This is a genomic window from Arthrobacter humicola, assembly GCF_039531445.1.
Lineage (GTDB): Bacteria > Actinomycetota > Actinomycetes > Actinomycetales > Micrococcaceae > Arthrobacter > Arthrobacter humicola.
Genome location: NZ_BAAAQB010000037.1, coordinates 87,033 through 111,796 on the forward strand (window position 1 = coordinate 87,033; position 24,764 = coordinate 111,796).

The 24,764-nt window shown below is 68.5% G+C and carries 21 protein-coding genes and 1 tRNA gene; 13 read left to right on the forward strand and 9 right to left on the reverse strand.

Annotation, left to right across the window (positions count from 1 at the left end):
- Nucleotide 1: 1 nt before the first annotated feature.
- Nucleotides 2-157 carry a Sp36 family protein gene (gene sp36 / locus ABD243_RS13480; RefSeq protein ID WP_009359196.1) on the reverse strand — a complete coding sequence of 52 codons (156 nt, stop codon included), beginning with the start codon at nucleotides 155-157 and terminating at the stop codon, nucleotides 2-4.
- 37 nt (nucleotides 158-194) lie between these two features.
- Here sp36 and ABD243_RS13485 point away from each other — a divergent pair, with 37 nt between their 5' ends.
- The 5 genes from ABD243_RS13485 (at nucleotide 195) to ABD243_RS13505 (ending at nucleotide 7,813) form a co-directional block, all read left to right on the forward strand.
- Complete coding sequence (locus ABD243_RS13485; RefSeq protein WP_116766154.1) at nucleotides 195-2,489, forward strand: transglycosylase domain-containing protein; 2,295 nt, start codon at nucleotides 195-197, stop codon at nucleotides 2,487-2,489.
- Nucleotides 2,490-2,492: 3 nt separating this feature from the next.
- Entirely contained in the window at nucleotides 2,493-3,440 is a 948-nt protein-coding gene (locus tag ABD243_RS13490) for a metallophosphoesterase (RefSeq protein WP_116766155.1), read from the forward strand.
- A gap of 435 nt (nucleotides 3,441-3,875) precedes the next feature.
- On the forward strand, nucleotides 3,876-5,699 hold the full coding sequence (locus ABD243_RS13495; protein WP_344366647.1) for an ABC transporter ATP-binding protein: 1,824 nt from the start codon (nucleotides 3,876-3,878) through the stop codon (nucleotides 5,697-5,699).
- Nucleotides 5,696-7,561 (forward strand): ABC transporter ATP-binding protein, encoded by a 1,866-nt coding sequence (locus ABD243_RS13500; RefSeq protein ID WP_344366650.1) that lies wholly within the window; start codon nucleotides 5,696-5,698, stop codon nucleotides 7,559-7,561. Before ABD243_RS13495 ends, ABD243_RS13500 begins: the two co-directional genes overlap by 4 nt.
- 175 nt (nucleotides 7,562-7,736) lie before the next feature.
- Nucleotides 7,737-7,813 (forward strand) — tRNA-Pro (locus ABD243_RS13505).
- A gap of 213 nt (nucleotides 7,814-8,026) precedes the next feature.
- Here ABD243_RS13505 and ABD243_RS13510 read toward each other — a convergent pair.
- Nucleotides 8,027-8,245, reverse strand: a complete 219-nt coding sequence (locus ABD243_RS13510) for a hypothetical protein (RefSeq protein ID WP_116766158.1) — start codon at nucleotides 8,243-8,245, stop codon at nucleotides 8,027-8,029.
- Nucleotides 8,246-8,375: 130 nt separating this feature from the next.
- Here ABD243_RS13510 and ABD243_RS13515 point away from each other — a divergent pair, with 130 nt between their 5' ends.
- Nucleotides 8,376-9,641 (forward strand): helix-turn-helix domain-containing protein, encoded by a 1,266-nt coding sequence (locus ABD243_RS13515; protein WP_116766294.1) that lies wholly within the window; start codon nucleotides 8,376-8,378, stop codon nucleotides 9,639-9,641.
- Nucleotides 9,642-9,709: 68 nt separating this feature from the next.
- Here the strand turns inward: ABD243_RS13515 and ABD243_RS13520 are convergent, their stop codons facing one another.
- Together ABD243_RS13520 and purD are read right to left on the reverse strand one after the other, a co-directional pair.
- Nucleotides 9,710-10,705, reverse strand: a complete 996-nt coding sequence (locus tag ABD243_RS13520; protein WP_344366653.1) for a phosphoribosylaminoimidazolesuccinocarboxamide synthase — start codon at nucleotides 10,703-10,705, stop codon at nucleotides 9,710-9,712.
- On the reverse strand, nucleotides 10,702-12,012 hold the full coding sequence (gene purD / locus ABD243_RS13525; RefSeq protein WP_344366657.1) for a phosphoribosylamine--glycine ligase: 1,311 nt from the start codon (nucleotides 12,010-12,012) through the stop codon (nucleotides 10,702-10,704). Before purD ends, ABD243_RS13520 begins: the two co-directional genes overlap by 4 nt.
- A 940-nt stretch (nucleotides 12,013-12,952) precedes the next feature.
- Between purD and ABD243_RS13530 the strand changes: the two genes are divergently transcribed.
- From ABD243_RS13530 to ABD243_RS13540, 3 genes are all read left to right on the forward strand, one after another.
- Nucleotides 12,953-14,542, forward strand: a complete 1,590-nt coding sequence (locus tag ABD243_RS13530) for a molybdopterin-dependent oxidoreductase (RefSeq protein ID WP_344366661.1) — start codon at nucleotides 12,953-12,955, stop codon at nucleotides 14,540-14,542.
- Nucleotides 14,543-14,578: 36 nt separating this feature from the next.
- Nucleotides 14,579-15,595 (forward strand): asparaginase, encoded by a 1,017-nt coding sequence (locus ABD243_RS13535; protein ID WP_344366663.1) that lies wholly within the window; start codon nucleotides 14,579-14,581, stop codon nucleotides 15,593-15,595.
- A 187-nt stretch (nucleotides 15,596-15,782) separates the two neighbouring features.
- A complete protein-coding gene (locus ABD243_RS13540; protein WP_116766163.1) occupies nucleotides 15,783-16,202 on the forward strand; it encodes a sterol carrier family protein in 420 nt (139 codons plus the stop codon).
- Between the two features lie 17 nt (nucleotides 16,203-16,219).
- On the opposite strand, the gene ABD243_RS13545 is transcribed toward ABD243_RS13540, so the two are convergent.
- The 3 genes from ABD243_RS13545 to ABD243_RS13555 all read right to left on the reverse strand — a co-directional run bounded on the left by ABD243_RS13545 (nucleotide 16,220) and on the right by ABD243_RS13555 (nucleotide 18,212).
- The gene (locus tag ABD243_RS13545; RefSeq protein WP_116766164.1) at nucleotides 16,220-16,843 is read right to left on the reverse strand and encodes a dihydrofolate reductase family protein; all 624 of its coding nucleotides are present in this window, start codon (nucleotides 16,841-16,843) and stop codon (nucleotides 16,220-16,222) included.
- A 127-nt stretch (nucleotides 16,844-16,970) separates the two neighbouring features.
- Nucleotides 16,971-17,732, reverse strand: a complete 762-nt coding sequence (locus ABD243_RS13550; RefSeq protein WP_116766165.1) for an SDR family oxidoreductase — start codon at nucleotides 17,730-17,732, stop codon at nucleotides 16,971-16,973.
- A 132-nt stretch (nucleotides 17,733-17,864) separates the two neighbouring features.
- Nucleotides 17,865-18,212 carry a hypothetical protein gene (locus ABD243_RS13555; protein WP_344366668.1) on the reverse strand — a complete coding sequence of 116 codons (348 nt, stop codon included), beginning with the start codon at nucleotides 18,210-18,212 and terminating at the stop codon, nucleotides 17,865-17,867.
- Nucleotides 18,213-18,275: 63 nt separating this feature from the next.
- Between ABD243_RS13555 and ABD243_RS13560 the strand changes: the two genes are divergently transcribed.
- Nucleotides 18,276-19,193 (forward strand): CHAD domain-containing protein, encoded by a 918-nt coding sequence (locus ABD243_RS13560; protein WP_344366671.1) that lies wholly within the window; start codon nucleotides 18,276-18,278, stop codon nucleotides 19,191-19,193.
- Between the two features lie 66 nt (nucleotides 19,194-19,259).
- On the opposite strand, the gene ABD243_RS13565 is transcribed toward ABD243_RS13560, so the two are convergent.
- Together ABD243_RS13565 and ABD243_RS13570 are read right to left on the reverse strand one after the other, a co-directional pair.
- Nucleotides 19,260-19,568, reverse strand: a complete 309-nt coding sequence (locus tag ABD243_RS13565; protein WP_116766168.1) for a hypothetical protein — start codon at nucleotides 19,566-19,568, stop codon at nucleotides 19,260-19,262.
- 257 nt (nucleotides 19,569-19,825) lie between these two features.
- Nucleotides 19,826-21,697: a glycoside hydrolase family 15 protein gene (locus ABD243_RS13570; protein WP_344366675.1), complete on the reverse strand. Its 1,872-nt coding sequence runs from the start codon at nucleotides 21,695-21,697 to the stop codon at nucleotides 19,826-19,828.
- Nucleotides 21,698-21,893: 196 nt separating this feature from the next.
- Between ABD243_RS13570 and ABD243_RS13575 the strand changes: the two genes are divergently transcribed.
- The 3 genes from ABD243_RS13575 (at nucleotide 21,894) to ABD243_RS13585 (ending at nucleotide 24,757) form a co-directional block, all read left to right on the forward strand.
- Nucleotides 21,894-22,775 carry an aldo/keto reductase gene (locus ABD243_RS13575; RefSeq protein ID WP_344366678.1) on the forward strand — a complete coding sequence of 294 codons (882 nt, stop codon included), beginning with the start codon at nucleotides 21,894-21,896 and terminating at the stop codon, nucleotides 22,773-22,775.
- A 50-nt stretch (nucleotides 22,776-22,825) separates the two neighbouring features.
- Complete coding sequence (locus tag ABD243_RS13580) at nucleotides 22,826-23,584, forward strand: DUF72 domain-containing protein (protein ID WP_344366680.1); 759 nt, start codon at nucleotides 22,826-22,828, stop codon at nucleotides 23,582-23,584.
- A 105-nt stretch (nucleotides 23,585-23,689) separates the two neighbouring features.
- On the forward strand, nucleotides 23,690-24,757 hold the full coding sequence (locus tag ABD243_RS13585) for an App1 family protein phosphatidate phosphatase (protein ID WP_344366683.1): 1,068 nt from the start codon (nucleotides 23,690-23,692) through the stop codon (nucleotides 24,755-24,757).
- The last annotated feature ends 7 nt before the right edge of the window (nucleotides 24,758-24,764 follow it).

Sequence of the window (24,764 nt, forward strand, 5' to 3'; positions counted from 1 at the left end):
GCTACTGCTTCTCCCGCTTCAGGTAGGCAACAAGGCCGTTTCCGTCAGGGCCCGGAACAACTTGGACGAGCTCCCAGCCGTCCTCGCCCCACTGGTCCAGGATCTGCTTTGTGGCATGGATGATGAGCGGAATCGTGGCGTACTCCCATTTGGTCATGACATAAAGCCTAGTCGTTGCCGGTAAAGTGGAAAACATGGCGACTGGTAAGAACCCTTTATTCGACACGGCCACCACCCTCGGAAAGATCCTTCTTTTCCTGGGCGTGAGCGCCATTTGTGGCGTCCTGGTGGCGGGGCTCCTGGTCCCCGCGGCGGCCGTTTCGGGCAGCGCGGCGAGCGGTTCGATCCAGTTCTTTGACACCCTTCCGGCAGAGCTGAAGGTCGATCCGCCGAGCCAGTCGACGACGATTCTGGCCTCCGACGGCAGCGTGATCGCCAATCTCTACGCGGAGAACCGCACCCGCGTCTCGCTGGACCAGATGTCCCCGTACATCAAGGACGCGATCATCGCCATCGAGGACAACCGGTTCTATGAGCACGGCGGCGTGGACACCACCGGCATCCTGCGCGCCCTCGTCAGCACCGCCCGCGGCCAGAAGCAGGGCGCGTCCACGATTACGCAGCAGTACGTGAACAACGTCATCAACTCCTCGCTGGAGGCCGAAGGCAAGGGTGACGAGGTCCTCCTCAACGGCGTCAACAAGGGCGTCGGGGACAAGCTCCGGGAAATGAAGCTGGCCATCGCCTTGGAGAAGAAGTTCACCAAGGAGCAGATCCTTGAGGGCTACCTGAACATCGTCTTCTTCAACCGGGACGCCTACGGAATCGAAGCCGCATCCAAGTTCTTCTTCAGCACCACCGCCAAGGACCTGACCCTGCCGCAGGCGGCACTGCTCGCCGGCGTCGTGAACAGCCCCTCCTTCTACGACCCCATCGCGAACCCGGACAACGCCAAGGTCAGGCGCGACCTCGTGCTCAAGGCGATGCTGACCCAGGGCAAAATCAAGCAGGCCGACTATGACGCCGCCGTCGCGACGCCGGTGGAAACCAAAGTCACCCAACCCCGCCAGGGCTGCGCCTATTCACAGACCGCACCGTACTTCTGCGACTACGTGTTGCACCTGCTCCTGAACAACCCGGCCTACGGGGCCGACGCCGCCGAGCGCGAGCGGAAGATCTTCCGCGGCGGCCTGACCATCAAGACCACGCTGGACCCGCACGCCCAGGCTGTGGCCCAGTCCCAGGTTGATGCTTCGGCCGGCGCCAACCCGGACAAGTGGGGCGCCTCGCTGGTGTCCGTGCAGCCGGGCTCCGGCAAGATTATTTCCATGGCCCAGAACACCGTCTGGTTCCCGGCCGACGGCAAATTCGACCAGACCCAGAACTTCAACGTGGACAGCCAGGACGCCAAGGGCAACGACCTCAACGGTCTGGGCGGCTTCCAGCCCGGCTCCACCATGAAGCCCTTCACGTTCGCGGAATGGCTCAATGAGGGCAAGTCCATGAGCACGCTGCTCAATGGCGCCGTGCGCCGATATCCGCAGAATTTCCCCTGGAAGAACACCTGCCCCGCCCCGACCGTCGGCTGGTATGACGCGACCAACGGCACCCATGACCTGCAGAACGCGGAAGAGGGCTACTACAAGTACATGTCCGTCCTCGACGGGCTTGCCAACTCCATCAACACGATCACCTTCGCTACGGCGGCCCAGGTGGATCTCTGCGGGATCCAGAAGATCGTCGACGCCGTCGGCATCCACGGCGGCCTGCCGAGCACGGACAACCCCAATCCGCAGGTGCCGATGACCACCCTCGGCAACCTCATCGGCTCCACCCAGACGGCGCCGCTGACCATGGCCAGCGCGTTCGCCACGTTCGCCAACGACGGCAAGTACTGCGAACCGATCGCCATCGATTCGGTGACGGACGCCACCGGCGCCCAACTGCCGGCCCAGACGCCCAACTGCCGGGACGCGATCAATCCGGATGTGGCCCACGGCGTCGCGTATGCCATGCAGGAGGTGCTCAACCGCGGTTCTGGTGCGCTGATTGTGCCCCGGATTTCGACCAAGACCACCTTCCCGATCGCGGCCAAGACGGGAACCAACGACTCCAACAGCTCCACTTGGGTGGCCGGTTACACCAGCGGCCTGGCGACGGCCACGTGGTTTGGCGATCCCCTGGGCAACCAGCAGCGGGCCGGCCAGAACGTCACCATCAACGGCAAGTTCTACAGGGGCATCGACGGCTACATGATCGCCGGGCCGCAGTTCTCGAACTACATGGCCCAGGTGGCGCCGGCCTACGGCACCAATCCTTTCCCGGCACCGCCGTCGAACCTGCTGAACGCGCCGGCCCCGGTCGCGCCGCCGCGGGCGACCATCCCGACAACCCAGAGCACGGATCCGGCCACGGCCCCCGCCGCCGACCCGACAACGGCCCCGACGCTGGCTCCGGCTCCGGCCCCGACGAAGTCCAGTAAGAAGTAGCCGATGAGCCGGGGGAATGATCTGGCAAGCCGCGTTCGAAGCATCGGACGCGGCTTTGCCGTGACCGCCGCGGTCGGCACCGCAGCAGGGGCGGCCGCCACCGGTTACGGAATCTGGGAGAAGAACCAGTTCGTGCTCCGGGAGGAAACTCTCCCCATCCTGCCGGCCGGCTTCGGCCCGTTCCGGGTGCTGCACCTCTCCGACATCCACTTCGTGCCGGGCCAGCACCGGAAGGCCCAGTGGCTGTCCTCCCTGGCCGAGCTGAGGCCGGACCTCGTGGTGAACACCGGCGACAACCTCAGCCATCCCAAGGGCGTGGCCCCCCTCGTGGAGGCCCTGCGTCCCCTCCTGGAATTCCCCGGCGTGTTCGTTCCCGGCTCGAACGACTACTTCGGCCCGCGCCTCAAGAACCCCGCCTCATATCTATTCGGGCCCTCCGGCCAGAGCAAAGACCCACAGAAGCTCGACTGGCCGCTGCTGCGGTCCGAGTTTGGCATGTCCGGCTGGTTGGACCTGACCAACCGCTGCCAGTCCCTGGTGCTCCAGGGCATGCGCTTCGACTTCTCCGGCGTCGACGATCCCCACCTGCGCCTCGAACGTTACGCCGGCTGGCCCCGCGGTACCAAGGGCCGGGACTCCGATCCGCACGTGCGCGTCGCCGTCGCCCACGCGCCCTACCAGCGCGTCCTCGACCACTTCACCGACGACGGCGCCGACCTCATCCTGGCCGGCCACACCCACGGCGGGCAGATCTGCATCCCGGGCTACGGGGCGCTGGTCACCAACTGTGACCTTCCCACCTGGCGGGCCCGCGGCCTTCACACGTGGGAAAGCAACGGCAGGGCGACGCCGGTCAACGTCTCCGGCGGCATCGGCACCTCCCGGTTCGCCCCGGTCCGCATCGCCTGCCGCCCCGAAGCCGTCCTGCTCACGCTGACCTCCCGCGCCTGAACCTGACCTCCTGCGGGCCCGACGGATGGACATGCCCTCCCCCGGCGCTGCCGTCCGCGGGACATGCCCTCCGGTGGCTCTCCTTCCCGTGGGACATGCCCTCCGGCGGCTCTCCTTCCCGTGGGACATGCCCTCCCCTGATCGCGAGCAATGAGCATGGTGGCATCATCTCCACTCCAGGGAGCCAGGACTGGACATGTCCCGTGGGGCCCGGGCCAGGACTGGACATGTCCCGTGGGGCCCGGGCCAGGACTGGACATGTCCCGTGGGGTCCGGGGAGCGGTACCCTGACTTCATTGCGGATCGTAATGACTGTCCGAGACCACGGGCCCGCCCAGTGCCGGGTGAATGCGGTCACATGATGGCCTAGGGTAGTTGCTACAGGAAACTACATTCAACGGTGCTCTCTACGCACGGGCGTCTTAAGAAGCAGGCATGGCCAAGCAGACTTCATTCTTCACCTCCATCAGCCGTCTCTACCCGCACGTCAGGCCGATACTGCCCCGGCTGGTCATGGGTCTGCTCTCGGCGCTGCTGGCGAGCCTGATGGCCCTGGCCATCCCCCAGGTGCTGCGCGTGCTGGTCAACGAATCCCTCAAGCCCGGCGGCAGCGCGGAAGCCGTGTGGACCGCCTCGCTCGTGATCCTGGTCCTGGGCATCGCCGAGGCCGGTCTCGTAGCCCTGCGCCGCCAGTTCGTCATCAACCCTGCCACCACCGTGGAGACCCGGATGCGGGTCTCCCTGTACGGGCATCTGCAGGACCTCACGGTGTCCTTCCACGACCGCTGGGGCTCCGGGCAGCTGCTCTCCCGCGCCATGACGGACCTGAATTTCCTGCGCCGCTGGATGGCCTTCGGGGCCATCATGCTGGTTGTCACCACGCTCACCGTGGTGATCGGCGTCGCGGTGATGTTCTCAATGAGCTGGCAGCTGGCCCTGATCTTCCTTGCCGCCGCCGTGCCGATCATGATCTACGGATTCCGTTTCCGCACCCGGTTCAGCAAGGTGGCCCGCCGCAGCCAGGACCAGGCCGGGGACCTCGCCACGACGGTCGAAGAATCCGTGCACGGCATCCGAGTCCTGAAGGCCTTCGGCCGCAGCCAAGAGGCGCTGGAGAACTTCAACGAGCAGGCCCAGGAGCTCCGGCAGACCGAGATTGCCAAGGCCAAACACCTGGCGACCTTCAGCCTGGTCGTGACGCTGCTGCCCGAGCTCGCCCTCGGCGCCGGGCTGGTCGTCGGCATCATGCTCGCCTCCACGGACCAGCTCTCCATCGGGTCCCTCGTGGCCTTCTTCGCCACCGCCGCCGTCGTGGCCGCGCCGGTCGAGTTCTGCGGCATGCTGCTGGCCATGGCCCTCACCGCGAAGTCGGCGGTGGACCGGCACTTCGAGGTCATGGACGCGCGGAACACGATCACCAGCCCGGACAAGCCGCGCCGGCCAGCTGAGCTGAAGGGTGCCCTAAGCTTCCACGATGCCTCATTCGCGTTCGAGGACGCCCCGGACAAGCCGATCCTCAAGAACATCAGCCTGGACATCCGGCCCGGGGAGACCATGGCCTTGGTCGGCATCACAGGCAGCGGCAAGAGCGCCCTGCTCCAACTGGTCCCCCGCCTCTACGAGGTCACCGGCGGCGCCATCACGATCGACGGCGTGGATCTGCGCGAGTTCAGCGTGGAGGATCTGCGCACCGTCGTTGCCGTGGCGTTCGAAGACACCACGTTGTTCTCCAGTTCCGTCCGCGACAACGTCCTGCTCGGAGCGCCCGACGCCGGCCCGGCGGACAGCCGCGACGCGGCCCTGGAGGAAGCCCTCGACGTCGCCCAGGCCCACTTCGCCTATTCGCTGCCGGACGGGGTGGACACCCTGATCGGCGAGGAAGGCCTGAGCCTCTCCGGCGGCCAGCGCCAGCGCATCGCCCTGGCCAGGGCCATCGCAGCGAAACCGGCCGTGCTGGTCCTGGACGACCCGCTCTCGGCACTCGATGTGAACACCGAGGTCCTCGTTGAGGCCAGGCTCCGCGAAGTCCTCGCGGACACCACCACGCTGATCGTGGCCCACCGGCCCTCCACGGTGGCGCTGGCCGACCGCGTGGCTCTGCTCGAGGACGGCCGGATCACCGCCGTCGGAACCCACACGGAGCTGCTCGCCACCAACAGCCACTACCGCTACGTGATCGCCAGCCTGGACACGGAACCGCGGGACCTGGATTCAGAACTGTCCGCCTTCGACGACCGGTCCGAGGAGATTTCCCGATGAGCAGCGCAACATTCGGCACCGCCAACGAGGACAACGCGCACCTCACCAGGACCGAGAGCAAGGCCGTCCGGCGGCGCTCCCTGGCCCTGCTGGGTTCCCTGATCCGCCCCGTCCGGGCGCGTTTCTGGCTGACAATCGGCGCCGTCGTCCTGTCCCAGGCAGCCCGCGTGGCCGGGCCGGCGCTGATAGCCTTCGGAATCGACCACGCGCTCCCGGCCCTGCGGGCCGGCAACAGCCTGCCCCTCGCGTTTGCCGGCGTCGCGTACCTGGCCGCTGCCGCCGCTACGGCGGGACTGACCGCCCTCTACGTCACGTCGACAGCCAGGCTCAGCCAGGCGATGCTGCTGGATCTTCGCGTCCGGGTCTTCCGCCACACGCAGCGGCTGAGCCTGGAATTCCACGAGAAGTACACCTCCGGCCGGATCATCGCCCGGCAGACCTCGGATCTGGAGGCCCTGCGCGAACTGCTGGACTCCGGCGTGAGCTCGCTGGCCTCGGGAGTGCTGTTCATGGCCTTTACGGCCATCACGGTGTTCGCCCTGGACTGGCGCAGCGGTGTGCTGGTGCTGGCCGCGGGCGTGCCCATGTACTTCCTGGCCCGCTGGTACCAGAAGCATTCCCAGATCGCCTTCCGCGAATCCCGGGTGGTCTCGGCCCGGCTGATCGTGCACTTCGTGGAGACCATGACCGGCATCCGCGCGGTGAAGGCATTCCGCAAGGAACGCGAGAATGCCGCGCGCTACGCCGAACTCTCCGAGGACTACCGGCGCGCAACCGTCCGCTCCATCAACCTCAACGGTATCTTCCAGCCCGGACTGGTGCTGATCGGCAACGTCTGCGTCGCCGTCGTACTACTCACGGGCGGGTTCCGGGTCCTCAGCGGCGAGCTCGCGGTGGGCGTGCTCCTGGCCCTGATCCTGTCCACCAAGCGCTTCTTCCAGCCGGTGGACCAGATGGCCATGTTCTACAACTCCTTCCAAAGCGCCCAGGCGGCCCTGGAAAAGGTCTCGGGCCTGCTTGAGGAAATCCCCACCGTCCGGCCGCCGCAGACGCCCGTGGCCCTGCCCTGCGCGCGCGGCAGTATCGACTTCAACGGCGTCGAATTCCGCTACGGCGACGGCCCGGTGATCATCCCGAGGCTGGACCTGCACATCCCCGCCGGCCAGACGGTCGCGCTCGTCGGGCAGACCGGCGCCGGCAAGTCCACCCTGGCGAAGCTGATCGCCCGCTTCTACGACGTCTCTGGCGGATCCCTCACGCTCGACGGCGTGGACCTGCGCCAGCTCACCACCGAAGACCTGCGCCGCAACGTCGTCATGGTCACCCAGGAGGCCTTCCTGTTCAGCGGCTCCGTCGCGGACAACATCGCCCTGGGCCGGCCCGAGGCGTCCCGCGAGGAGATCGAGGACGCCGCCCGGGCCGTGGGGGCACACGCCTTCATCACGGAACTTCCGGACGGCTACGACACGGAAGTCAACAAGCGAGGCGGCCGCGTCTCCGCCGGACAGCGCCAGCTGATCAGCTTCGCCCGGGCCTTCCTGGCCCGCCCGGCCGTCCTGATCCTGGACGAGGCAACCTCGTCGCTGGACATCCCGTCGGAGCGCATGGTCCAGCAGGGCCTCGCCGGCTTGCTGCAGGGCACGCGGGAGACCAGCCCGCGGGAAGCCGGCCCGGACGGCGCGCACGGCGCCGGACGGACCGCGCTCATCATCGCCCACCGGCTCTCCACCGTGGAGACCGCGGACCGGGTCCTGGTGGTGCACGACGGGCGCGTCGTCGAGGACGGCACGCCCGGGCAGCTGATCGGCGACGGCGGCGCCTTCGCCCGGCTCCACGGCGCCTGGAAAGACTCCCTGGTCTGACCCGCTCCCCCGCGGTTCGCACGACGGCGTCCGGCGTCCGGTCCCGGCGTCGTACGCCGTCTTCACGTCCTCGAACCCATCCCCACGCACCGGTGTTCCACCCTATTTCACGCCCGATTTCACATCCGGGGCCATGATCGGATACTCTTGTGAAGTTGCTTTTGAAGCAACGGATCGGGATGTGGCGCAGCTTGGTAGCGCGCGTCGTTCGGGACGACGAGGTCGCAGGTTCAAATCCTGTCATCCCGACCACAGATAAAAGAGGGCCCTCCACGCGGAGGGCCCTCTTTTTCTTTGCCCGCACTTTTGGTCCCCCGCGAAAATAGGAAAATCCTTCCGACGGGGATTTGCGCCGGACGCGGCACAGCCCCGGGAAACAGTCCCCGGGGCTGCGCTGGATAGCCGTGGTGGATCTTTGTGACGCGGGCCGGCAGGCGCTGCGCCGGATCTGTCACATCGAATCTGTTACATCGGGTCGGGCCAGTTGCCGACGTTGAGCGAGTGGGTCATGGGATCGGGCCAGTTGCCGACCGCCTGGGCCGTGCGCATGGGATCCGGCCAGTTGCCGACCGCGGCAACGTGTGAGACATCGGTAAGTGAAGCAGCGGACAGCACGGCCGGAGCCGCGGCGGAGAATGCCAGTGCGCCCGCCAGAACGGCGCCGGCTGCAATCTTCTTCAACATAGAGTTCCTCAATAAGAGTCGGGGTCCTTAACCAAGTCAGCACTACCCTTGTTGACACACATTGTAAAATGGTTTCCACAGAGACTGTCAAGCATTTAGTACAAAGAATGTCCGGAATTAGGAGGTGTCCGTGGGGAACGGATTTGGGGAGAAGCTCCGCGCGGAACGGCTCGAACGGGGCCTGACGCAAGCGGAACTGGGCCGTGACCTGTACTCCCCCAGCTATATCTCGCTACTGGAAACCGGACGCCGCGAGCCCACTGCCGATGTCATCGAAGAGCTTGCGCGCCGGCTCGAACTTGCCCCCAAAGCGCTCGAAGCCTGGAGCCAGCCGGTGTCCGTCAGCGACGCCGAATATGTGCTCGCGGGACTGTACGCCCGGCAGGCCTGGGACCTCCGCGACTACCCAGTGGCCGCCACCCACGCCGCCGCCGCCGCCAAGATCGCCTTGGAAGCCAAGAACACCAGCGCCTGGTGGAACATGACCTACATGCAGGCCGAGTGCCTGATCAAGCAGGGCCTCTGGCAGGAGTGCAAGGACGTCGTCCGGAATCTCCTGGAGCACCCGATGGCCGCGGAATCGGCCGGGCTCGGCGTCCGCGCCCAACAGATGCTCGCCGCCGCCTCGCAGGGGCAGGGCCAATTGACGGCCGCCGTCGAACATGCGCAGGAAGCGGTGCGCCTCTGCGCCCAGCTGCCCAAGGGCTCCACGATGATTATCGGCGCGCTGCGGGCGCTCATCGGCGCCCTGGCCGAGAGTGGCCGGCTGGATGAGGCCTGGGAGTACTGCCAGGCCATGAACGACCAGATGGACGACCACTCCATGTCCCAGCTCGCCGGCGAGGTCGCCTGGGTGATCGGCAACGTAGCATTCATGCGCCACGACTACGCCGAGGGCATCAAATACCACGAGCGTGCCGGCCGCCTGCTCTCCCCGGCGAACGACATCGACTTGTGGGCCCGGTTCAACAAGGCCTCCGCCGCGGTCCGGCTCTCCTCGGGGATCGTCGAACCCGAAACCCTGTCCTCGATCGAACGCGCCGAACTGGCCCTCTCGATTGTGGGCGGCAACAAGACCGACCAGCTGGAAGTCGCTTTTATCCGGGCCCGCTGGCTCTACCTCACCGGGGACATCGTGGCGGCCGTCCAGAAGCTGCGCGAAATCCACGCGGAGCGCGAGTCACTGGCCCGGCACACGGCCGGCGAAGTGTCCCTGCTGCTGGGCAAGGCCCTCAAGGCTGCCGGGGAATCCGCCGAGGCCCTAGTTTACCTCGAGGAAGCCCAGAAGGAATTCAGCGCGGCGGGAGCTTCGGACCGGGTCCAGCAGGCACTGGATGCCGTGCTCGAGATCCGGCTCGCCCAGCGGCGCGCCGAGGCAGCGTCGGCCGAAGCCTAGCCGCCCCACAGGCCGTACGGCCGGGTCCCGTGATGGGCCCGGCGAACGGTGCCGGCGGGGCCGCCGGATTAGGCGAACGTCCGGCCGGTGAGCTTCTCGTAGGCCTCCACATAGCGGCTGCGCGTGCGGGCCACGACGTCGGCCGGAAGGGCAGGAGGAGGCGTGTCGGAGGCCTTGTCCCAGCCGGAGGCCGGCGACGTCAGCCAGTCGCGCACGTACTGCTTGTCATAGGACGGCTGGGCCTGCCCGGGCCGGTACGTGGCCGCATCCCAGAAACGTGAGGAATCCGGGGTCAGCACCTCGTCGCCCAGGGTGATCACGCCGGTCACCGCGTCGACGCCGAACTCCACTTTGGTGTCGGCCAGGATGATGCCGCGGCCGCGCGCGATGTCCTCGGCCTTGGTGTAGATCTCCAGAGTGAGCTCGCGGAGCTTGGCCGCGACCTCCGCACCGACGAGGCCAACGACGGCGTCGTAGGTGATGTTCTCGTCGTGCTCGCCTACCTCGGCCTTCGCCGACGGCGTGAAGAGGGCTTCATCCAGCCGCGATCCGTCCACGAGGCCGGCGGGCAGCGGGATGCTGCACACGGTGCCGGACTCGCGGTACTCCAGGAGCCCGGAGCCGGTGAGGTAGCCGCGGGCGATGCACTCGACCGGGAACATGTCCAGTTTTTTGCAGATCATCGCCCGGCCCTCGACGGCGGCGGGAACACCGCCGTCGACCGTGGAGGCGAGGACATGGTGCGCGACGCCGAGTTGTTCGAACCACCACAGGCTCAGCTGGGTCAGGATGCGTCCCTTGTCCGGGATCTCGCTGGCCAGCACGTGGTCGTAGGCGCTGATGCGGTCGCTGGCCACCACCAGGACGCAGTCCTGGCCGACGCGCTCCGTGATGGCCGCGTCCGCGGGGACATAGAGGTCACGGACCTTGCCGGAGTAGACGTGCTGCCAGCCCGGCAGGTCCTGCGTGGCGGTGTCCAGACCGCCCTTGGGCGACGTGCCGGACTGTGCGGGGCCGGACTGTGCGGGGCCGGGGGTCGAGGCTGCGGGATCCGTCACGGTCATGCCTTCGCTTTCGACGCGGCCGGGGCACCCGGCGTCGTCACCTGGATTTGACCGCGGGCAGCCTTGCGGCCGATGTCGGTGCGGAACTGGCTGCCGTCCAGCTGGATGAGTTCGACGCCGTCGTACGCCCGTTCGCGGGCCTCCACGAGGTCGGTGCCCAGCGCCACAACGGCCAGGACGCGGCCGCCGGCGGAGACCACGCGGCCTTCCTCGTCCAGCTTCGTGCCGGCGTGGATGACGTGGACGCCGTCCAGCGCGTCAACCTTCTTGAGGCCCCGGATGCGGTCGCCCGTCCGCGGGGTGCCGGGGTAGTTCTCCGCGGCCACGACGACGGCGACGGCGGTGTCCTTGGACCAGCGCAGCGGCTGCACCTTGTCCAGTTCGCCCTTCGCGGCGGCCATGAGCAGCCCGCCGAGGGGTGTCTTGAGCCGGGCGAGGACGGCCTGGGTTTCGGGATCACCGAACCGGACGTTGAATTCGATGACCCGCGTGCCGCGCGAGGTCAGTGCCAGGCCGACGAACAGGACGCCGACGAACGGCGTGCCGCGGTGGGCCATCTGGTTGACCGTGGGCTGGGCGACGCGGTCGATGACTTCCTGGACCAGGCCGTCGGGGGCCCATTCCAGAGGGGTGTACGCTCCCATGCCACCGGTGTTGGGGCCTTCGTCGTTGTCGAAGATGCGCTTGAAATCCTGTGCCGGGGACAGGGCGACGGTGTTCCGGCCGTCGCAGAGGACGAACACGGAGACCTCGGGGCCGTCCAGGAACTCCTCGATGACCACGGTGCCGCCGGCGTCGAAGCAGCTCTGGGCGTGCGCCAGGGCCTCGTCGCGGTTGGAGGTGACCACAACACCCTTACCGGCGGCGAGCCCGTCATCCTTGACGACGTAGGGGGCGCCGAAGGTGTCGAGGGCGTCGGCGGCTTCCTCGGCGTTGGAGGCCACACGGGCCATCGCCGTGGGGACGCCGGCCTCGGCCATGACCTCCTTGGCGAAGGCTTTTGACGCTTCCAGCTGGGCAGCGGCCTTGCTGGGCCCGAAGACCGGGATGCCGGCGGCTCGGACGGCGTCGGACACTCCGGCGGCGAGCGGCGCCTCCGGACCGACCACCACCAGGTCCACGGTGAGCTTGACCGCGAGCGCGGCGACGGCGTCGGGATCGTTCGCGTCGATCGCATAGGTGGGGACGAGCGCGCTGATGCCGGCGTTTCCCGGGGCCGCGTGGACCTCGGACACGTTGGGGTCTGCAAGCAAGGATCGGACAATGGCGTGTTCGCGGCCGCCGGGGCCGATGACAAGTACCTTCACAGTCTCCAAGGGTACGTGGTGCACCCCGCAGGCTCCTAAGCTGTGTCGGCCGCTGGACATGCTCAATCTTCCGCCCGGGAGATGCCCGGACATGCCCCGGCACCGCGTAATCCGTGGGACATGCCCAGTCCCGGCCGCAGCCACTGGACACAATGCCACCATGTCCGCTCCCGGATACCAGGGCTGGACATGTCCCCCGGGCCAAGGAGCATGTCCAGTCCCCGGGACGCGGCCACGGAGCATGTCCATTCGCTGCCGAGTGGCCGCGGTACATGCCCTTCCGCCAGGCACGACATCACTCCTCGGCCCGCGATCTTGCCCAGAAACTCCCCGGACATGCCCAGTCCCGGCCGCCGCCACTGGACACAATGCCGCCATGTCCGCTCCCGGATACCAGGGCTGGACATGTTCCCCGGGCCAAGGAGCATGTCCATTCGCTGCCGAGTGGCCGCGGTACATGCCCTTCCGCCAGGCACGACATCACTCCTCGGCCTACGCCCTTGCCCAGAAACTCCCCCGGACATGCCCGGTCCCGGCCGCCGCCACTGGACACAATGCCGCCATGTCCGCTCCCGGATACCAGGGCTGGACATGTCCCCCGGGCCAAGGAGCATGTCCATTCGCTGCCGAGTGGCCGCGGTACATGCCCTTCCGCCAGACACGACATCACTCCTCGGCCTACGCCCTTGCCCAGAGACTCCCCCGGACATGCCCGGTCCCGGCCGCGGCCACTGGACACATTGCCGCCATGTCCTCTCCCGGATACCAGGGCTGGACATGTCCCCCGGGCCAAGGAGCATGTCCATTCCCCGGCACGAGGCCACGGAGCATGTCCATTCGCTGCCGAGTGGCGGCGGAGCATGTCCCTTTCGACGGGTCGCCGGGGAGCATGTCCACTCGCTAGACAAATCCGGCGGCCCTGCGGCTACGAATGGCCTGTATGACAAAGCCCAGCATGAAGCCCAGCAAGCGGTCCCGCGGCGCCACAGCCCTGGCCGCGGTGGCCGGAGTGGCCGCCGCCGCCGTCGTCCTGTCCGTCGCGGAACTGATCGGTGCCTTCTTCACCACGCGGGCAACGCCCCTGATTGCCTTGGGCTCGACGTTCATCGACTTTACGCCGCTATGGATGAAGAACTTTGCCGTTGAAACGTTCGGCACCAACGACAAGGCGGCGCTGTTCGTCGGCATGGGTGTCACGATCCTGCTCCTGGCGTGCGTGCTCGGCATTGTGGCCTACCGGAAGTGGGCCTTGGGCGTGGCCGGAGTGCTGCTGATGGGCGCCGTGATCGTCGGGAGCGTGGTGACGCGGGCCAGTGTCAAACCGGTCGACGCCGTCCCGTCCCTGATCGGCACCGCGGCCGGGCTGGTGGTACTCCGGTTCCTGATCACGCGGCTGTGGCGGATGCAGGAATGGCCGGACCAGGCGGCCGACCGCGCAGCGAAGGAACCCGAGCGCCCGGCGACCACCCGGCGCGGATTCTTCGCCGCCGCCGGCATCACCGCGGCCGCCTCGGCCATTGCCGCCACCGGCGGCCGGATGCTCAGCGCCGCCCGCAGTAACGTGGCGGCGGCGCGTGAGTCGCTGCAACTGCCTGCACCTGCCAAGGCCGCCGCCGCGGTCCCGGCCGGTGTGCAGTCCAAAGCCCCCGGCGTTACTCCGTGGCTGACCCCGAACAAGGATTTCTACCGAATCGACACGGCCCTCAGTGTGCCGGAAATCAACGCCCAGGACTGGGAGCTGCGCATCCACGGCCTCGTGGAACAGGAGGTCAGGCTCACCTTCCAGGACCTCCTCGACGCCCGGCTCATCGAATCCCATGTTTCCTTGACCTGCGTGTCCAACCCGGTCGGCGGCAACCTCGCCGGCAACGCCAAATGGCTGGGCATGCCCATCCGCGACGTCCTGAAGATGGCACGGCCCACGCAGGGCGCGGACATGGTGCTGTCCACGTCGGTTGACGGCTTCAGCGCCTCTACCCCTTTGGAGGTCCTCCAGGACGACCGCGACGCGATGCTGGCGATCGGCATGAACGGCGAACCCCTCCCGCTCGAACACGGCTACCCGGTCCGGATGGTGGTCCCCGGGCTCTACGGCTTCGTCTCGGCCACCAAGTGGGTGGTCGACCTGGAAGTGACCCGGTTCGCCGACAACAAGGCGTACTGGACCCAGCGGGGCTGGTCCGAACGGGGCCCGATCAAGACCATGGCCCGGGTGGAAGTGCCCAAGTCCTTCGCCAAGGTCCCGGCCGGAAAAGTCGCGCTCGGGGGCACCGCATGGGCCCAGACCCGCGGCATCACCAAGGTCGAGGTGCAGATCGACAACGGTCCGTGGACCGAGGCTGTGCTCTCGGATGAGGCCTCGCTCATCACGTGGCGGCAGTGGTCCTTGGACTGGGATGCCACGCCCGGCCCGCACTACATCAAGGTCCGCGCCACGGACGGCACCGGCCAGGTGCAAACGGACAAGCGGGCGGATCCGGTGCCGGAAGGCGCCTCCGGCTGGCAGTCGGTCATGGTGACCGTGGAATAACCGGGGTATCCGCACCCGGCACCATACACTTGCTGCATGGCTTTGAACCCGCATGCAACTTTCACAGTCGACTCCGCCGTCGAACTGGCAGTCATCGAACGCAGCGGCTTCGTGGAGTCCCGCCACATCGGTTCGGCTGTAGTGATGGCCGCGGACGGAACCGTGGTGATCGAGCTCGGCGATGTCACCGCCCCCATCTTTGCCCGGTCCACGCTCAAGCCGCTGCAGGCCTTGGCCTCGATGCAGTCCGGCGTGCCTCTGCGGGGTGCCCAGGTGGCCATTGCGTGCGGCAGCCACATCGGATCCCTTGACCACATGGATGTGGTGGAAGGCATGCTCAAGGCGGCCGGAGCCAAGGAGGACCAGCTGCAGTGCCCGGCCGACTGGCCGCAGGACGAGACGGCCCGGAACTGGCTCGTCCAGACCGAGCGCGGCAAGTCCAGGCTTGCCTTCAACTGCTCGGGCAAGCATGCGGCGTTCCTCTGGGCGTGCACGGAGAACGGGTGGGACAAGAACAGCTACCTCGAACCCAACCACCCGTTGCAGCAGCGCATCCGCTCCGTGATCGAGGAGTACTGCGGCGAACGCATTGCGCATCTCGGGATCGACGGCTGCGGCGCGCCGGTGGCCGCCGTCTCCCTGACCGGTCTGGCCCGGGCCTACTCGAAGCTGGCCAAGGCTCCGGGCGACAAGAACTCCAACGCGCGCGCCGCCACGATCGCCACTTCCATGCTGGACTACCCCTGGGCCGTCCAGGGCCGTGGACAGACCAACACGATCGTCATGGACGAACTCGGCATCCTGGCCAAGATCGGCGCCGAAGGGGTGCTGGTCATGGCCACCCGGCAGGGCGTCTCCGTCGCCATCAAGATGCTCGACGGCAACATCCGGGCCACGACCCTCGTCGGGCTGACCCTGCTGGCCGCCTCGGGCGCCGTCGAAATCCCCGAAGTTTCCAGCGTGCTGGACAAAGTAGTGGACCCCGTCCTGGGCGGCGGACGCCCCGTCGGCAAGATCCGGCTCGGCCGGGCCGTCGCGGCACTGCTGGACTGACACTGCTGGACTGACACTTCTGGACTGGGACGTCCGCTCCGGTCCGAGGCAGCCCGGCGGCCGGTCACGGCCGGTCACGGCCGGTCACGGACCTTCCGGACCCTTCCGGACCGGCCCTGTCGGTGGCATAGGCTGGTGGGAGGCCGCCGAGCGGCGGCCGTGACATCGCCAGGCTGGAGGCAGGAACGTGGCCGTATCGCGCCGACGCATCGCCGTGGACGAGGGCCGCGCGGCGCTCGCCGCATGGCAGGACGCCACCCCGGCACTGCCGGGAGCCACACTGCCGGGAGCCACAGTGCCGGGAAGCGGGGCCGCCGGCACCGTCCCGCGCAGCACGATCGCGACGGCGGTGCGCTACTCGCTGGAGGAGGTCACCGCCCGGGCACCCGGCAACTCCGTGGAAGTGCGCGTCCCGCCGTTCGGCGTCACACAATGCGTGGAGGGCCCGCGGCACACGCGCGGCACTCCCCCGAACGTCATCGAGTGCGACGCCGCCACCTGGCTGGCGATGGTCAGCGGGCAGCTGAGCTGGGCGGATGCCGTCGCGGCCGGCAAGGTTGCCGCCTCGGGACTGCGCGCGGACCTCTCGGCGCTCCTGCCCCTCTAGGGCATGGACAACACGACCTAGCCTTCCTGGTTGCGGGCCGCCATATCGCCGACGCCGGGCGTGCCACCGGCGAGAGCGTAGCGCTGCAGCACCGCACCCTTCGGTGAGGCGACGACCGGCTCGATGAGTGTGAGGTTCGTCGGAACGACCCCGTCGGCGAAGACCTTCTTTCCACGGCCGAGGAGGATCGGATACACCCAGAGCGTGAGCCGATCGAAGAGCCGCTCGGCGAACAGGGTCTGCACGAAGTCAAGACTGCCGATGACGTGGATGTTGGCGTGCCGGTCGCGCAGTTCGCGTACGGCGGCGACGACATCAGGACCGAGCAGGGCGGAGTCGGCCCACTCGAGAGTCGGCGTCTGGCGCGAGGCCACGTACTTCGGAAGGCGGTTGAACAGCCGCGCGATGCTCCCGTCCGCGTGCGGCCAGTACGCGGCGAAAATGTCGTAGGTTCTGCGCCCCAGCAGCAGCGCGTCCATCCCCGCCATCCCGGATTCGACCTGCTCGCCGACGACCTCGTCCAAGAGAGGCGCTTGCCAGCCGCCAAACGCGAAACCGCCGTCGGCGTCCTCGTCCGGGCCGCCGGGTGCCTGCGCGACGCCGTCGAGTGTGGTGAAAAGGTCGATATGGATGAGTCCCATGCCGGGCTCCTTCTCTGTCGCCCGTCGTCGCCCCGGCGACGGGATCACTTCGAGGCTGTCACAGGATCCCACTGCGAAGCAACAGGTATCGACGGCTCGACACGAGTCCCGCTGTGCATCCGGCCCCTCAGCCCCGGCCGATGAACGGCATGCCGGCGGCCGTGACCACGAGGGACCCCACATTGGCCGACGCCGGCATCCCGGCCATGAGCAGCACGGCCCGGGCGGCGTCCTGCACCGGAAATGTGGGTTCGGCCCTGCGGCTGCCGTCGGCTTGCACGGCCCCGGAGCCCACGCCGATCTCGTCCATGAGATCCGTGGCCGCATTGCCGATATCGATTTGTCCGCAGGTGATGCCGAACCCGCGCCCGTCGAGCTCAATGCTCTTGGTGAGCCCGGTAATCGCGTGCTTGGTCACCGTGTAGGCCACGGTCTTGGGGCGGGGCGAATGGGCCGCGATGGAGCCGTTATTGATGATCCGGCCGCCCTGGGGCGATTGGGCCTTCATGGCACGGACGGCGGCGGCGGCGCAGAGGAGGGATCCCGTGAGGTTTACCGCTACGGTCGCGTTCCAGTCCGCCACCGTAATCTCGTCCACCGAGGCGGCGGGGCCGAACACGCCGGCGTTGTTGAACAGCACGTCCACCCGCTCCCACTGCTCCAGGGCCGCGGCGAAGAGCCGTTCGACGTCGGCGGGGACGGTTACATCGCACGGTACCGCGAGCGCCTGGCGGTGGCCGGCCGCGGTCTCCAGCAGTGGCTCTTCCCGCCGGCCTGCCAGGACCACCCGGTAGCCCTCGGCCAGCATGAGCCGGGCCACCGCCCGGCCGATGCCGGATCCTGCTCCGGTGACGACGGCAACCCGTCCGGGGGTGTGGTGCTGGCTCATGGGGGTCCTCCTCGACTGGTGCGCGCGTGCGCCGTTGCCCGGCCAGCCTACCGCCGAGTGGGCCGGTCACGGCAGTGTTGCGCGCCCCGACGGCCGCGAACTGCCCCCTCATGAGGTCGGGCGGACGCGGCCCTAACGGGTGTCGTCGTCGCGGTCCCTGATCTGCCCGTTGCCGATCCGCCCGTCCCGGATCTGTCGCCCCGCGCGGTAGCCGGACCAGAACGCCAGGACCAGCAGGCCGGCGCCGATCAGGGCAACGCCGGTCCAGGTCTCGGCGCCCATGAAGACCAGCCCCTGCGGCACGACGGGCCGGGCGGCCAGCGGGGCATAGGCGAACCAGCCGAAGTCTTCCTGCGGCACCGGCCGGGCCAGCAGGACCAAGCCCGCGAGCAGCATCGCCAGGGCAACGAGCGGCACCGCCAGACGGCCCAGCAGACGCGTTCCGGCAGGGCCGGCGTCCCGATTCCCCCGCGGATCCATGGCCCTACTGTAACCGGTACGAAGGGCTCTGTCCGGGCACCGGGGAAGTCAGTACAGTAAAGCATGGCGACCACCACGGGGGATGTTCTGCAGGCCTATCTGGGACAACAACTGGGCGAGCTGCGCCGACACGGCCCCGGCGCCAGGGCCGGACAGGCGGAAGCCATCCACCAGATGCGCGTCGCGGCCCGGCGGCTCCGTTCGCTGCTGGCCACGGGACGAACCCTCTTTGCCGCCGGCGCCGCTGATGACATCCGCACCGAGCTCCAGTGGATCTCCGGGGTGCTCGGCGCCGCCCGGGACCCGACGGTGGTTCAGGACCGGCTCAGGGAACTGCTCGCCGAAGAGCCCCCGGGGCTGGTTATCGGCCCGGCGGCCGAACGGATCGACGAAACTTTGGATGCCTCCGCCGCCGCGGGCATGGAAAATGTGATCGTGGCCCTCGACGGCGAACGCTATGCCCTCCTGCTCGGCCGGCTGGCGGAGTTTGTCACCGCCGTCCCGCTGACCGCCAAGGCCTCCCGGCCTCCGCATAAGACTGTGCGGAAGCTCGTGGCCAAGGATGAGGCACGGCTCAGGCGCTCGGTGGACGGGTTGGCTCCGCGGGCCGACGGCGGACCGGGTATCCCTTCCCACGCTGAAGCCGCGTCCCGGGATGAAGGTCTGCACGAGGTCCGCAAATCGGCCAAACGTCTGCGCTATGCCGCCGAGTTCGCCGCTACCGTGGCCGGGAAAGGGGACGCGAAAAGGCTTTCCCGGATGGCCCTGGCGGCGCGGCACATTCAAACCGCGTTGGGCCTGCACCAGGACAGCGTGGTGGCACAGACCCTGCTGAGTGAACTCGGACGGCGTGCCGCGGGCAGCGGCGAACCCGGATTCACCTTCGGGCGGCTGCACGCCCGCGAGGGCCAGTTGGCCGCCCAGGCCGAGGCGGACTTCGCTAAGGCCTGGAAGAAGTTCCCCGGACCACGGGACGGGTAGCCGGGCTGCGCGACAATCGGATCAGCGCGGCCGCATCCGTTCAGCGCCCCATCCGTTCAGCGCCGATCAGTGGCGGGCACGCGTCCTCTTCCCGGCCGCCAGCGAGCCGCCGGTCGCGGGCGCTGAGCGCCCGGCCGTGCCGAGGGCCCGCCGGATCACCCGCGGCGTCGAGCCGTGCCGGGCGGCCGGGGCATCGGAACTGCGGTCCCGGATCAGGCCGGTTCCGGCGATCTCCCGCGCCTGGGCGACGCCGGCCACCGCCGCCCTCTTGCTGGGAAAGGTGATGGAGACCGCCATCAGTTCGCCCGCACCGTCCAACATCCGAATGCGGTAGCCGCCCTCGGGCGCGTCCACGAGCTCGAAATATCCCGCCATTGCACACTCCTCGTTCCATGTATCCCCCGCCATATCCCGTGCCGGGATATTAGTAAGTATACTTACTTGACGGCCGGGCGAAAGCCCCGAAGGCTTCGCCGGCTGCACGCCCGGACGGGCGCCGGAACGCCGCCGGGCCGGCGCTTGGCATGCTCAGGCGCCCGCCGTGGGCACAATTCCCTTGAGGCACAATTAACGTCGGGCACAGTTCCGGGGCGCGGTTGACGGACGCCGGTTCAGCGCGCGTCAGCGGCGGATCAAGGGCGCGGGGTCCCGCCGTGAGCCGGGTGTCCCGCCAGCCCGGCGTGTTCGGCTGGTCCGGGGTGGCGCGCGGCGCCGCCCGCGTCCAGCGGGGTGTCGCTGCGGCGGACACCGTCATCATGGAGCTCCAGTGCACTCATGATGAGGGCGAAGTGGCTGAAGGCCTGCGGCGTGTTGCCCAGCTGCCGGCCGGCCTCGACGCCCCACTCCTCACTGAGGAGTCCGACGTCGTTGCGCAGCGCCAGCAGGCGTTCGAACAGTTCCCGGGCCTCATGGCGCCGGCCCGCCCCGATCAGGGCCTCCACCAGCCAGAAGGAGCACGCCAAGAACACCCCTTCCTCGCCGGGGAGCCCGTCGCCGCTCTCCGTTGGCAGGTAGCGGCGCAGGAAGCCGTCGTGCGTCAGCTCGCGCTGGACGGCGTCGATGGTTCCGATGATGCGCGGATCATCCGGCAGAAGGAAGCCGACCCGGGGCAGCAGCAGCAGGCTCGCGTCCAGTTCCGGCCGCCCGTAGGACTGCACGAACGTGTTGCGTTCGGCGTCGAACCCGTTGGCCATGACCTCGGCGTGGATGGTGTCACGCAGCTCCTCCCAGCGGTCGGCCGGGCCGGTCAGGCCGAAGTCCCGGACGCCCTTGACCATGCGGTCCGCCGCCACCCATGCCATGACCTTGGAGTGCGTGAAGTGGCGCTGCGGACCGCGCATTTCCCACAACCCGTTGTCCGGTTGGCGCCATGCCGTCTCAAGGTGTTCCATGAGGGCCACCTGGACGTCCCAGGCGTCGTCGGTGTGCTTCAGCAGGGAGTTCCGTGTCAGGGACAGGCAATCGAGCACCTCGCCCCAGACGTCCAGCTGCAGCTGCCCTGCCGCGCCGTTCCCGGTGCGCACGGGAGCGGAATTTTCGTACCCCTTGAGCCAGGGAAGTTCGGTCTCCGGCAAGCGGCGCTCCCCGTGGAGTCCGTACATGATCTGCAGATCGGCGGGATCCCCGGCGACGGCACGGAGCAGCCAGTCACGCCATGCACCGGCCTCCTGCGTGTAACCTGCGGCCAGCAGCGCCTGCAGCGTCAGGGTGGCGTCGCGGAGCCAGCAGAAGCGGTAATCCCAGTTCCGGGTGCCGCCGATCTCTTCCGGGAGGGACGTCGTGACGGCGGCGACGATGCCGCCGGTGGGGGCGAAGGTCAAGGCCTTGAGCGTGATCAGCGAGCGCTGGACCGCGTCGCGGTAAGGCCCGGTGATCGTGCACTTGGCAGACCAGCTGTGCCAGAACTCCTCAGTGGACACCAGGACCGCTTCCGGGTCCACGGTGCGCGGCCGGGCGAGGTGGCTGGGGCTCCATGTCAGCACGAAGGGAACGCGCTCCCCGGCCGTGACGGTGAAGTCGCTGACCGTGTGCATCCGTTCGCCGCGCAGCGGCGCCTCAGTCACGAGGTAGACGGCGTCAGGCCCTGCAACGGCGTGGATGCCGTGCTCGTCGTGGCGGACCCATGGCACAATGTGGCCGTAGTCGAACCTCAGCGCCAGCTCGCCGCGCATCCGCACGGTGCCGCGGACGCCCACTACGATCCGCACGATGTCCGCCACCTCGTCACGTGGCGGCATGAAGTCAATGATCCTGACCGCCCCCTCGGGCGTCTCCCATTCGGTCTCCAGGATCAGGGTGTCTGCGCGGTAGCGGCGCCGGGTGCATTCACCGCCGGCTGCCGGCGCCAGCAGCCATCGTCCGGCCGCGGGCGTGTCGAGCAGCGCGTTGAAACAGGCAGGCGAGTCGAAACGCGGCAGGCAGAGCCAGTCGATGGAACCTTCTGTACTGATCAGGGCGGCGGTGTGCAGATCGCCGACCATTGCGTAATCCTCGATGCGTGCCATGACACTTACAGTGCCACACCGGCTCTCCGGGTTCGAGGAGGCGGCGCGATGAGGGCGCCCGACGACGGCGTCCGCAGGCGGCGCACGACGGCGGTGCGCACCGGTGCGCACCGGCGCCGCGTGCGCTGCTGACGGCGCGCGGCGCAGGGCCTTCCCGGTTTGCGGACGGCCGGGCCCGCGGGACTAGGATCCATCCATGCTGAAACGGAACTTCGGATCATCGTCATTGCAGGTCTCCGCCCTGGGCTTCGGCGCCGGGCACATCGGCTACGACGACGTGACAGAACGCCAGGCCCATGCGCTCCTGGACCGGGCGCTGGAGCTGGGCATCAACTTCATCGACACGGCCCGGGGCTACGGGTTGTCCGAGGAACGCATCGGCTCCTGGCTCCCGGCGCACCGCAACGACGTCGTCCTGTCTACAAAGGTGGGCTACGGCGTCGAGGGCGCCACGGACTGGAGCGCCACCGCGGTGACCCGCGGCGTCGACGAGGCGCTGGCGACGCTCGGCACTGACACGATCGACGTCGTCTTCCTGCATTCCTGCCCCCTCGAGGTGCTGGAGCGGGGCGATGCCGTGCAGGCGCTGCTTGCCTGCGTGGACGCGGGCAAGGTCCGGGTGCCGGGGTACAGCGGCGAGAACGAGGCCCTCGCCTGGGCCGCCTCGGCCGGCGTCTTCGGCGCCGTACAGTCGTCCGTGAACCTGGCAGACCAGCGTTCCCTCCGCGAGGTGCTGCCCGGCGCGGCGCGGAGCGGACTGGGAGTGGTTGCCAAACGCCCCCTGGCCAACGCGCCGTGGCGGCACACGGACCGCCCCACCGGCGTGTACGGCGAGACGTACTGGGACCGGCTTCGTGAGATGGACCTGAGGCCGGAGGCCGATGACTGGCAGGGCACGGCACTGCGGTTCTCGGCGTTCAGCCCCGGCGTCTCCACGGCGATCGTCGGGACCTCGCAGCCGGCCAATCTGGACGCGGCGGCAGCCGCCGTCGTGCGCGGGCCGCTGCCCGACGCCGAGCGGCAGCGCTGGGAGGCGGCGTTCGCCACGCATGCCGGCGACTGGGCCGGAGAGGTCTAGGCGGGCCGGGGCACGGAAGCGGAGGGGCACGAACCGGCATGGCAGAGCACATGGATACTGACCGCACGGGCACTGTGCGGATCGGGACGTCAGGCTGGAGCTATGACCATTGGGAGGGGGTCCTCTACCCGCCGGGCCTGCCGGCCCGGGACAGGCTGGCGCACTACGCGGCCCGCTTCGACACCGTGGAACTGAACGCCAGCTTCTACCGCTGGCCCAGGGAGGACGCGTTCGCCGGCTGGCGGCGCCGCCTGCCCGATGGCTTCGCCATGTCCGTCAAAGCTCCGCGCGGCCTGACCCACGGCAAGAAGCTCTACGCCCCGGAGGCGTGGGTGGAGCGCATCACCCGGTGCTGGCACGAGCTCGGCGACAAGCGGGCCGTCCTGCTCGTCCAGCTGCCGCCGGACTTCGGGCGGGACGACGCCCGGCTGGACTATTTTCTCGCCGCGCTGCCCGAGTGGATCCGCGTCAGCGTGGAGTTCCGCCACCCAAGCTGGGACGACCCCGGCGTGTATGCCCTGCTGGAGCGGCACGGCGCGGCGTACTGCATCATGAGCGGTGCCGGGCTCCCGTGCGTCCTGCGCGCGACGGCCCCGTTCGTCTACATCCGGCTCCACGGCCCGGATCGCGACGCGCTCTACGCCGGTTCATACCCGGACGAGGACCTGCAGTGGTGGGCTGCGCGCATTGGCGAATGGCGGGCGGACGGCAAGGACGTCTTCGCCTATTTCAACAACGACGGCGGCGGCAACGCCGTGCGCAACGCCGCCGCACTGCGCCGGCTGCTGGGCGAGTCGCTTCCCTGGTAGGCCGTGCGTCGCGGGGCGTCCGGTTCCCGGACCGCCGTCGCGGCACTACGGCCTCGGGCTAGTCACACGCACGGCGGGAGTCCGGCGCTGTGGGAGAGTGGGGGCATGGAATTGGCGTCACAACCAGCGCATCAGCAGCCCGTGTCCGGCACCAGGGCCTTTCGGCTCGCCCACTGGGTGTCGGACACCGTCAATGGGCTGCGCCTCAAGACGGCCCGACGCTGGAAGTTCATCCCGCAGACCGTCGCCTATCAGGGCTACGGCTCGACCGAGTGGGTCCGGGTCCTGGGCCGGGTGGTCCTCACCAGCAAGCCCGTGCCAGGCAGCAAGGCAGAGCGACTTGTCCAGAACGGCAACCAGAACTTCCGCGGCTGGCGCGCCTTCACAAGCGTCCCCGTCCAGTTCACCGAGGTGGAGATCCTGCTCGGCGGTGTCACCACCCGCGTCCATGCGGACCGCGGCGGCCTGGTCGACACCGTGGTTCCCGTGGCGTTGACCCCGGGCTGGCATACGGCCACGCTGCGGGCCGAGGGAACGGAACCGGTCGAGGCCAGGATTTTCGTGATCTCAGCCGACACCAGGCTGGGCATTGTCTCGGACATTGACGACACGATCATGGTCACGGCGCTCCCGCGGCCTTTCCTGGCGCTGTGGAATACCTTCGTCCTGAACGAACGCGCCCGGATGGCGACGCCAGGCATGGCTGTTCTGATGGACCGGCTCAAGGTCGAGCACCCCGAGGCCCCGGTGCTGTACCTGTCCACCGGGCCGTGGAACGCGGCGCCCACCCTGGCCCGCTTCATCGCCCGGAACCTCTATCCCTCGGGCGCCCTGCTGCTCACCGACTGGGGCCTGACCCACGACCGCTGGTTCCGCAGCGGCCAGGAACACAAGCGGCGGAACCTTGAACTCCTGGCCCAGGAGTTCCCGAACATGCGCTGGCTGCTGTTCGGCGACAACGGCCAGCACGATGAAGAAATCTACTCCGGCTTCGCCCAGGAGCACCCGGACCGGGTGGCCGCGATCGGGATCCGGCAGCTTTCGGCCAGCGAGGCCGTCTTTGCCGGCGGCCACTCCGATTCCGGCGACCACTCGGGATCCTCCGTTCCCTGGATCTACTCTCCCGATGGCGCCGGACTCGCCAAGGGCCTGCAGGACCTGGACCTGCTCTGAGCTAGGT

Excerpts from the sequence above, each read along its gene's own strand:
- ABD243_RS13535 (WP_344366663.1), top strand. The coding sequence starts at position 14,579 with ATGGCTTTGAACCCGCATGCAACTTTCACAGTCGACTCCGCCGTCGAA.
- ABD243_RS13510 (WP_116766158.1), bottom strand. The coding sequence starts at position 8,245 with ATGTTGAAGAAGATTGCAGCCGGCGCCGTTCTGGCGGGCGCACTGGCA.
- ABD243_RS13575 (WP_344366678.1), top strand. The coding sequence starts at position 21,894 with ATGCTGAAACGGAACTTCGGATCATCGTCATTGCAGGTCTCCGCCCTG.
- ABD243_RS13500 (WP_344366650.1), top strand. The coding sequence starts at position 5,696 with ATGAGCAGCGCAACATTCGGCACCGCCAACGAGGACAACGCGCACCTC.
- ABD243_RS13555 (WP_344366668.1), bottom strand. The coding sequence starts at position 18,212 with ATGGATCCGCGGGGGAATCGGGACGCCGGCCCTGCCGGAACGCGTCTG.
- ABD243_RS13560 (WP_344366671.1), top strand. The coding sequence starts at position 18,276 with ATGGCGACCACCACGGGGGATGTTCTGCAGGCCTATCTGGGACAACAA.
- ABD243_RS13545 (WP_116766164.1), bottom strand. The coding sequence starts at position 16,843 with ATGGGACTCATCCATATCGACCTTTTCACCACACTCGACGGCGTCGCG.
- ABD243_RS13485 (WP_116766154.1), top strand. The coding sequence starts at position 195 with ATGGCGACTGGTAAGAACCCTTTATTCGACACGGCCACCACCCTCGGA.
- ABD243_RS13565 (WP_116766168.1), bottom strand. The coding sequence starts at position 19,568 with ATGGCGGGATATTTCGAGCTCGTGGACGCGCCCGAGGGCGGCTACCGC.
- ABD243_RS13550 (WP_116766165.1), bottom strand. The coding sequence starts at position 17,732 with ATGAGCCAGCACCACACCCCCGGACGGGTTGCCGTCGTCACCGGAGCA.
- ABD243_RS13495 (WP_344366647.1), top strand. The coding sequence starts at position 3,876 with ATGGCCAAGCAGACTTCATTCTTCACCTCCATCAGCCGTCTCTACCCG.
- ABD243_RS13490 (WP_116766155.1), top strand. The coding sequence starts at position 2,493 with ATGAGCCGGGGGAATGATCTGGCAAGCCGCGTTCGAAGCATCGGACGC.
- sp36 (WP_009359196.1), bottom strand. The coding sequence starts at position 157 with ATGACCAAATGGGAGTACGCCACGATTCCGCTCATCATCCATGCCACA.
- ABD243_RS13530 (WP_344366661.1), top strand. The coding sequence starts at position 12,953 with ATGACAAAGCCCAGCATGAAGCCCAGCAAGCGGTCCCGCGGCGCCACA.
- ABD243_RS13585 (WP_344366683.1), top strand. The coding sequence starts at position 23,690 with ATGGAATTGGCGTCACAACCAGCGCATCAGCAGCCCGTGTCCGGCACC.
- ABD243_RS13580 (WP_344366680.1), top strand. The coding sequence starts at position 22,826 with ATGGATACTGACCGCACGGGCACTGTGCGGATCGGGACGTCAGGCTGG.
- ABD243_RS13570 (WP_344366675.1), bottom strand. The coding sequence starts at position 21,697 with ATGGCACGCATCGAGGATTACGCAATGGTCGGCGATCTGCACACCGCC.
- ABD243_RS13520 (WP_344366653.1), bottom strand. The coding sequence starts at position 10,705 with ATGACCGTGACGGATCCCGCAGCCTCGACCCCCGGCCCCGCACAGTCC.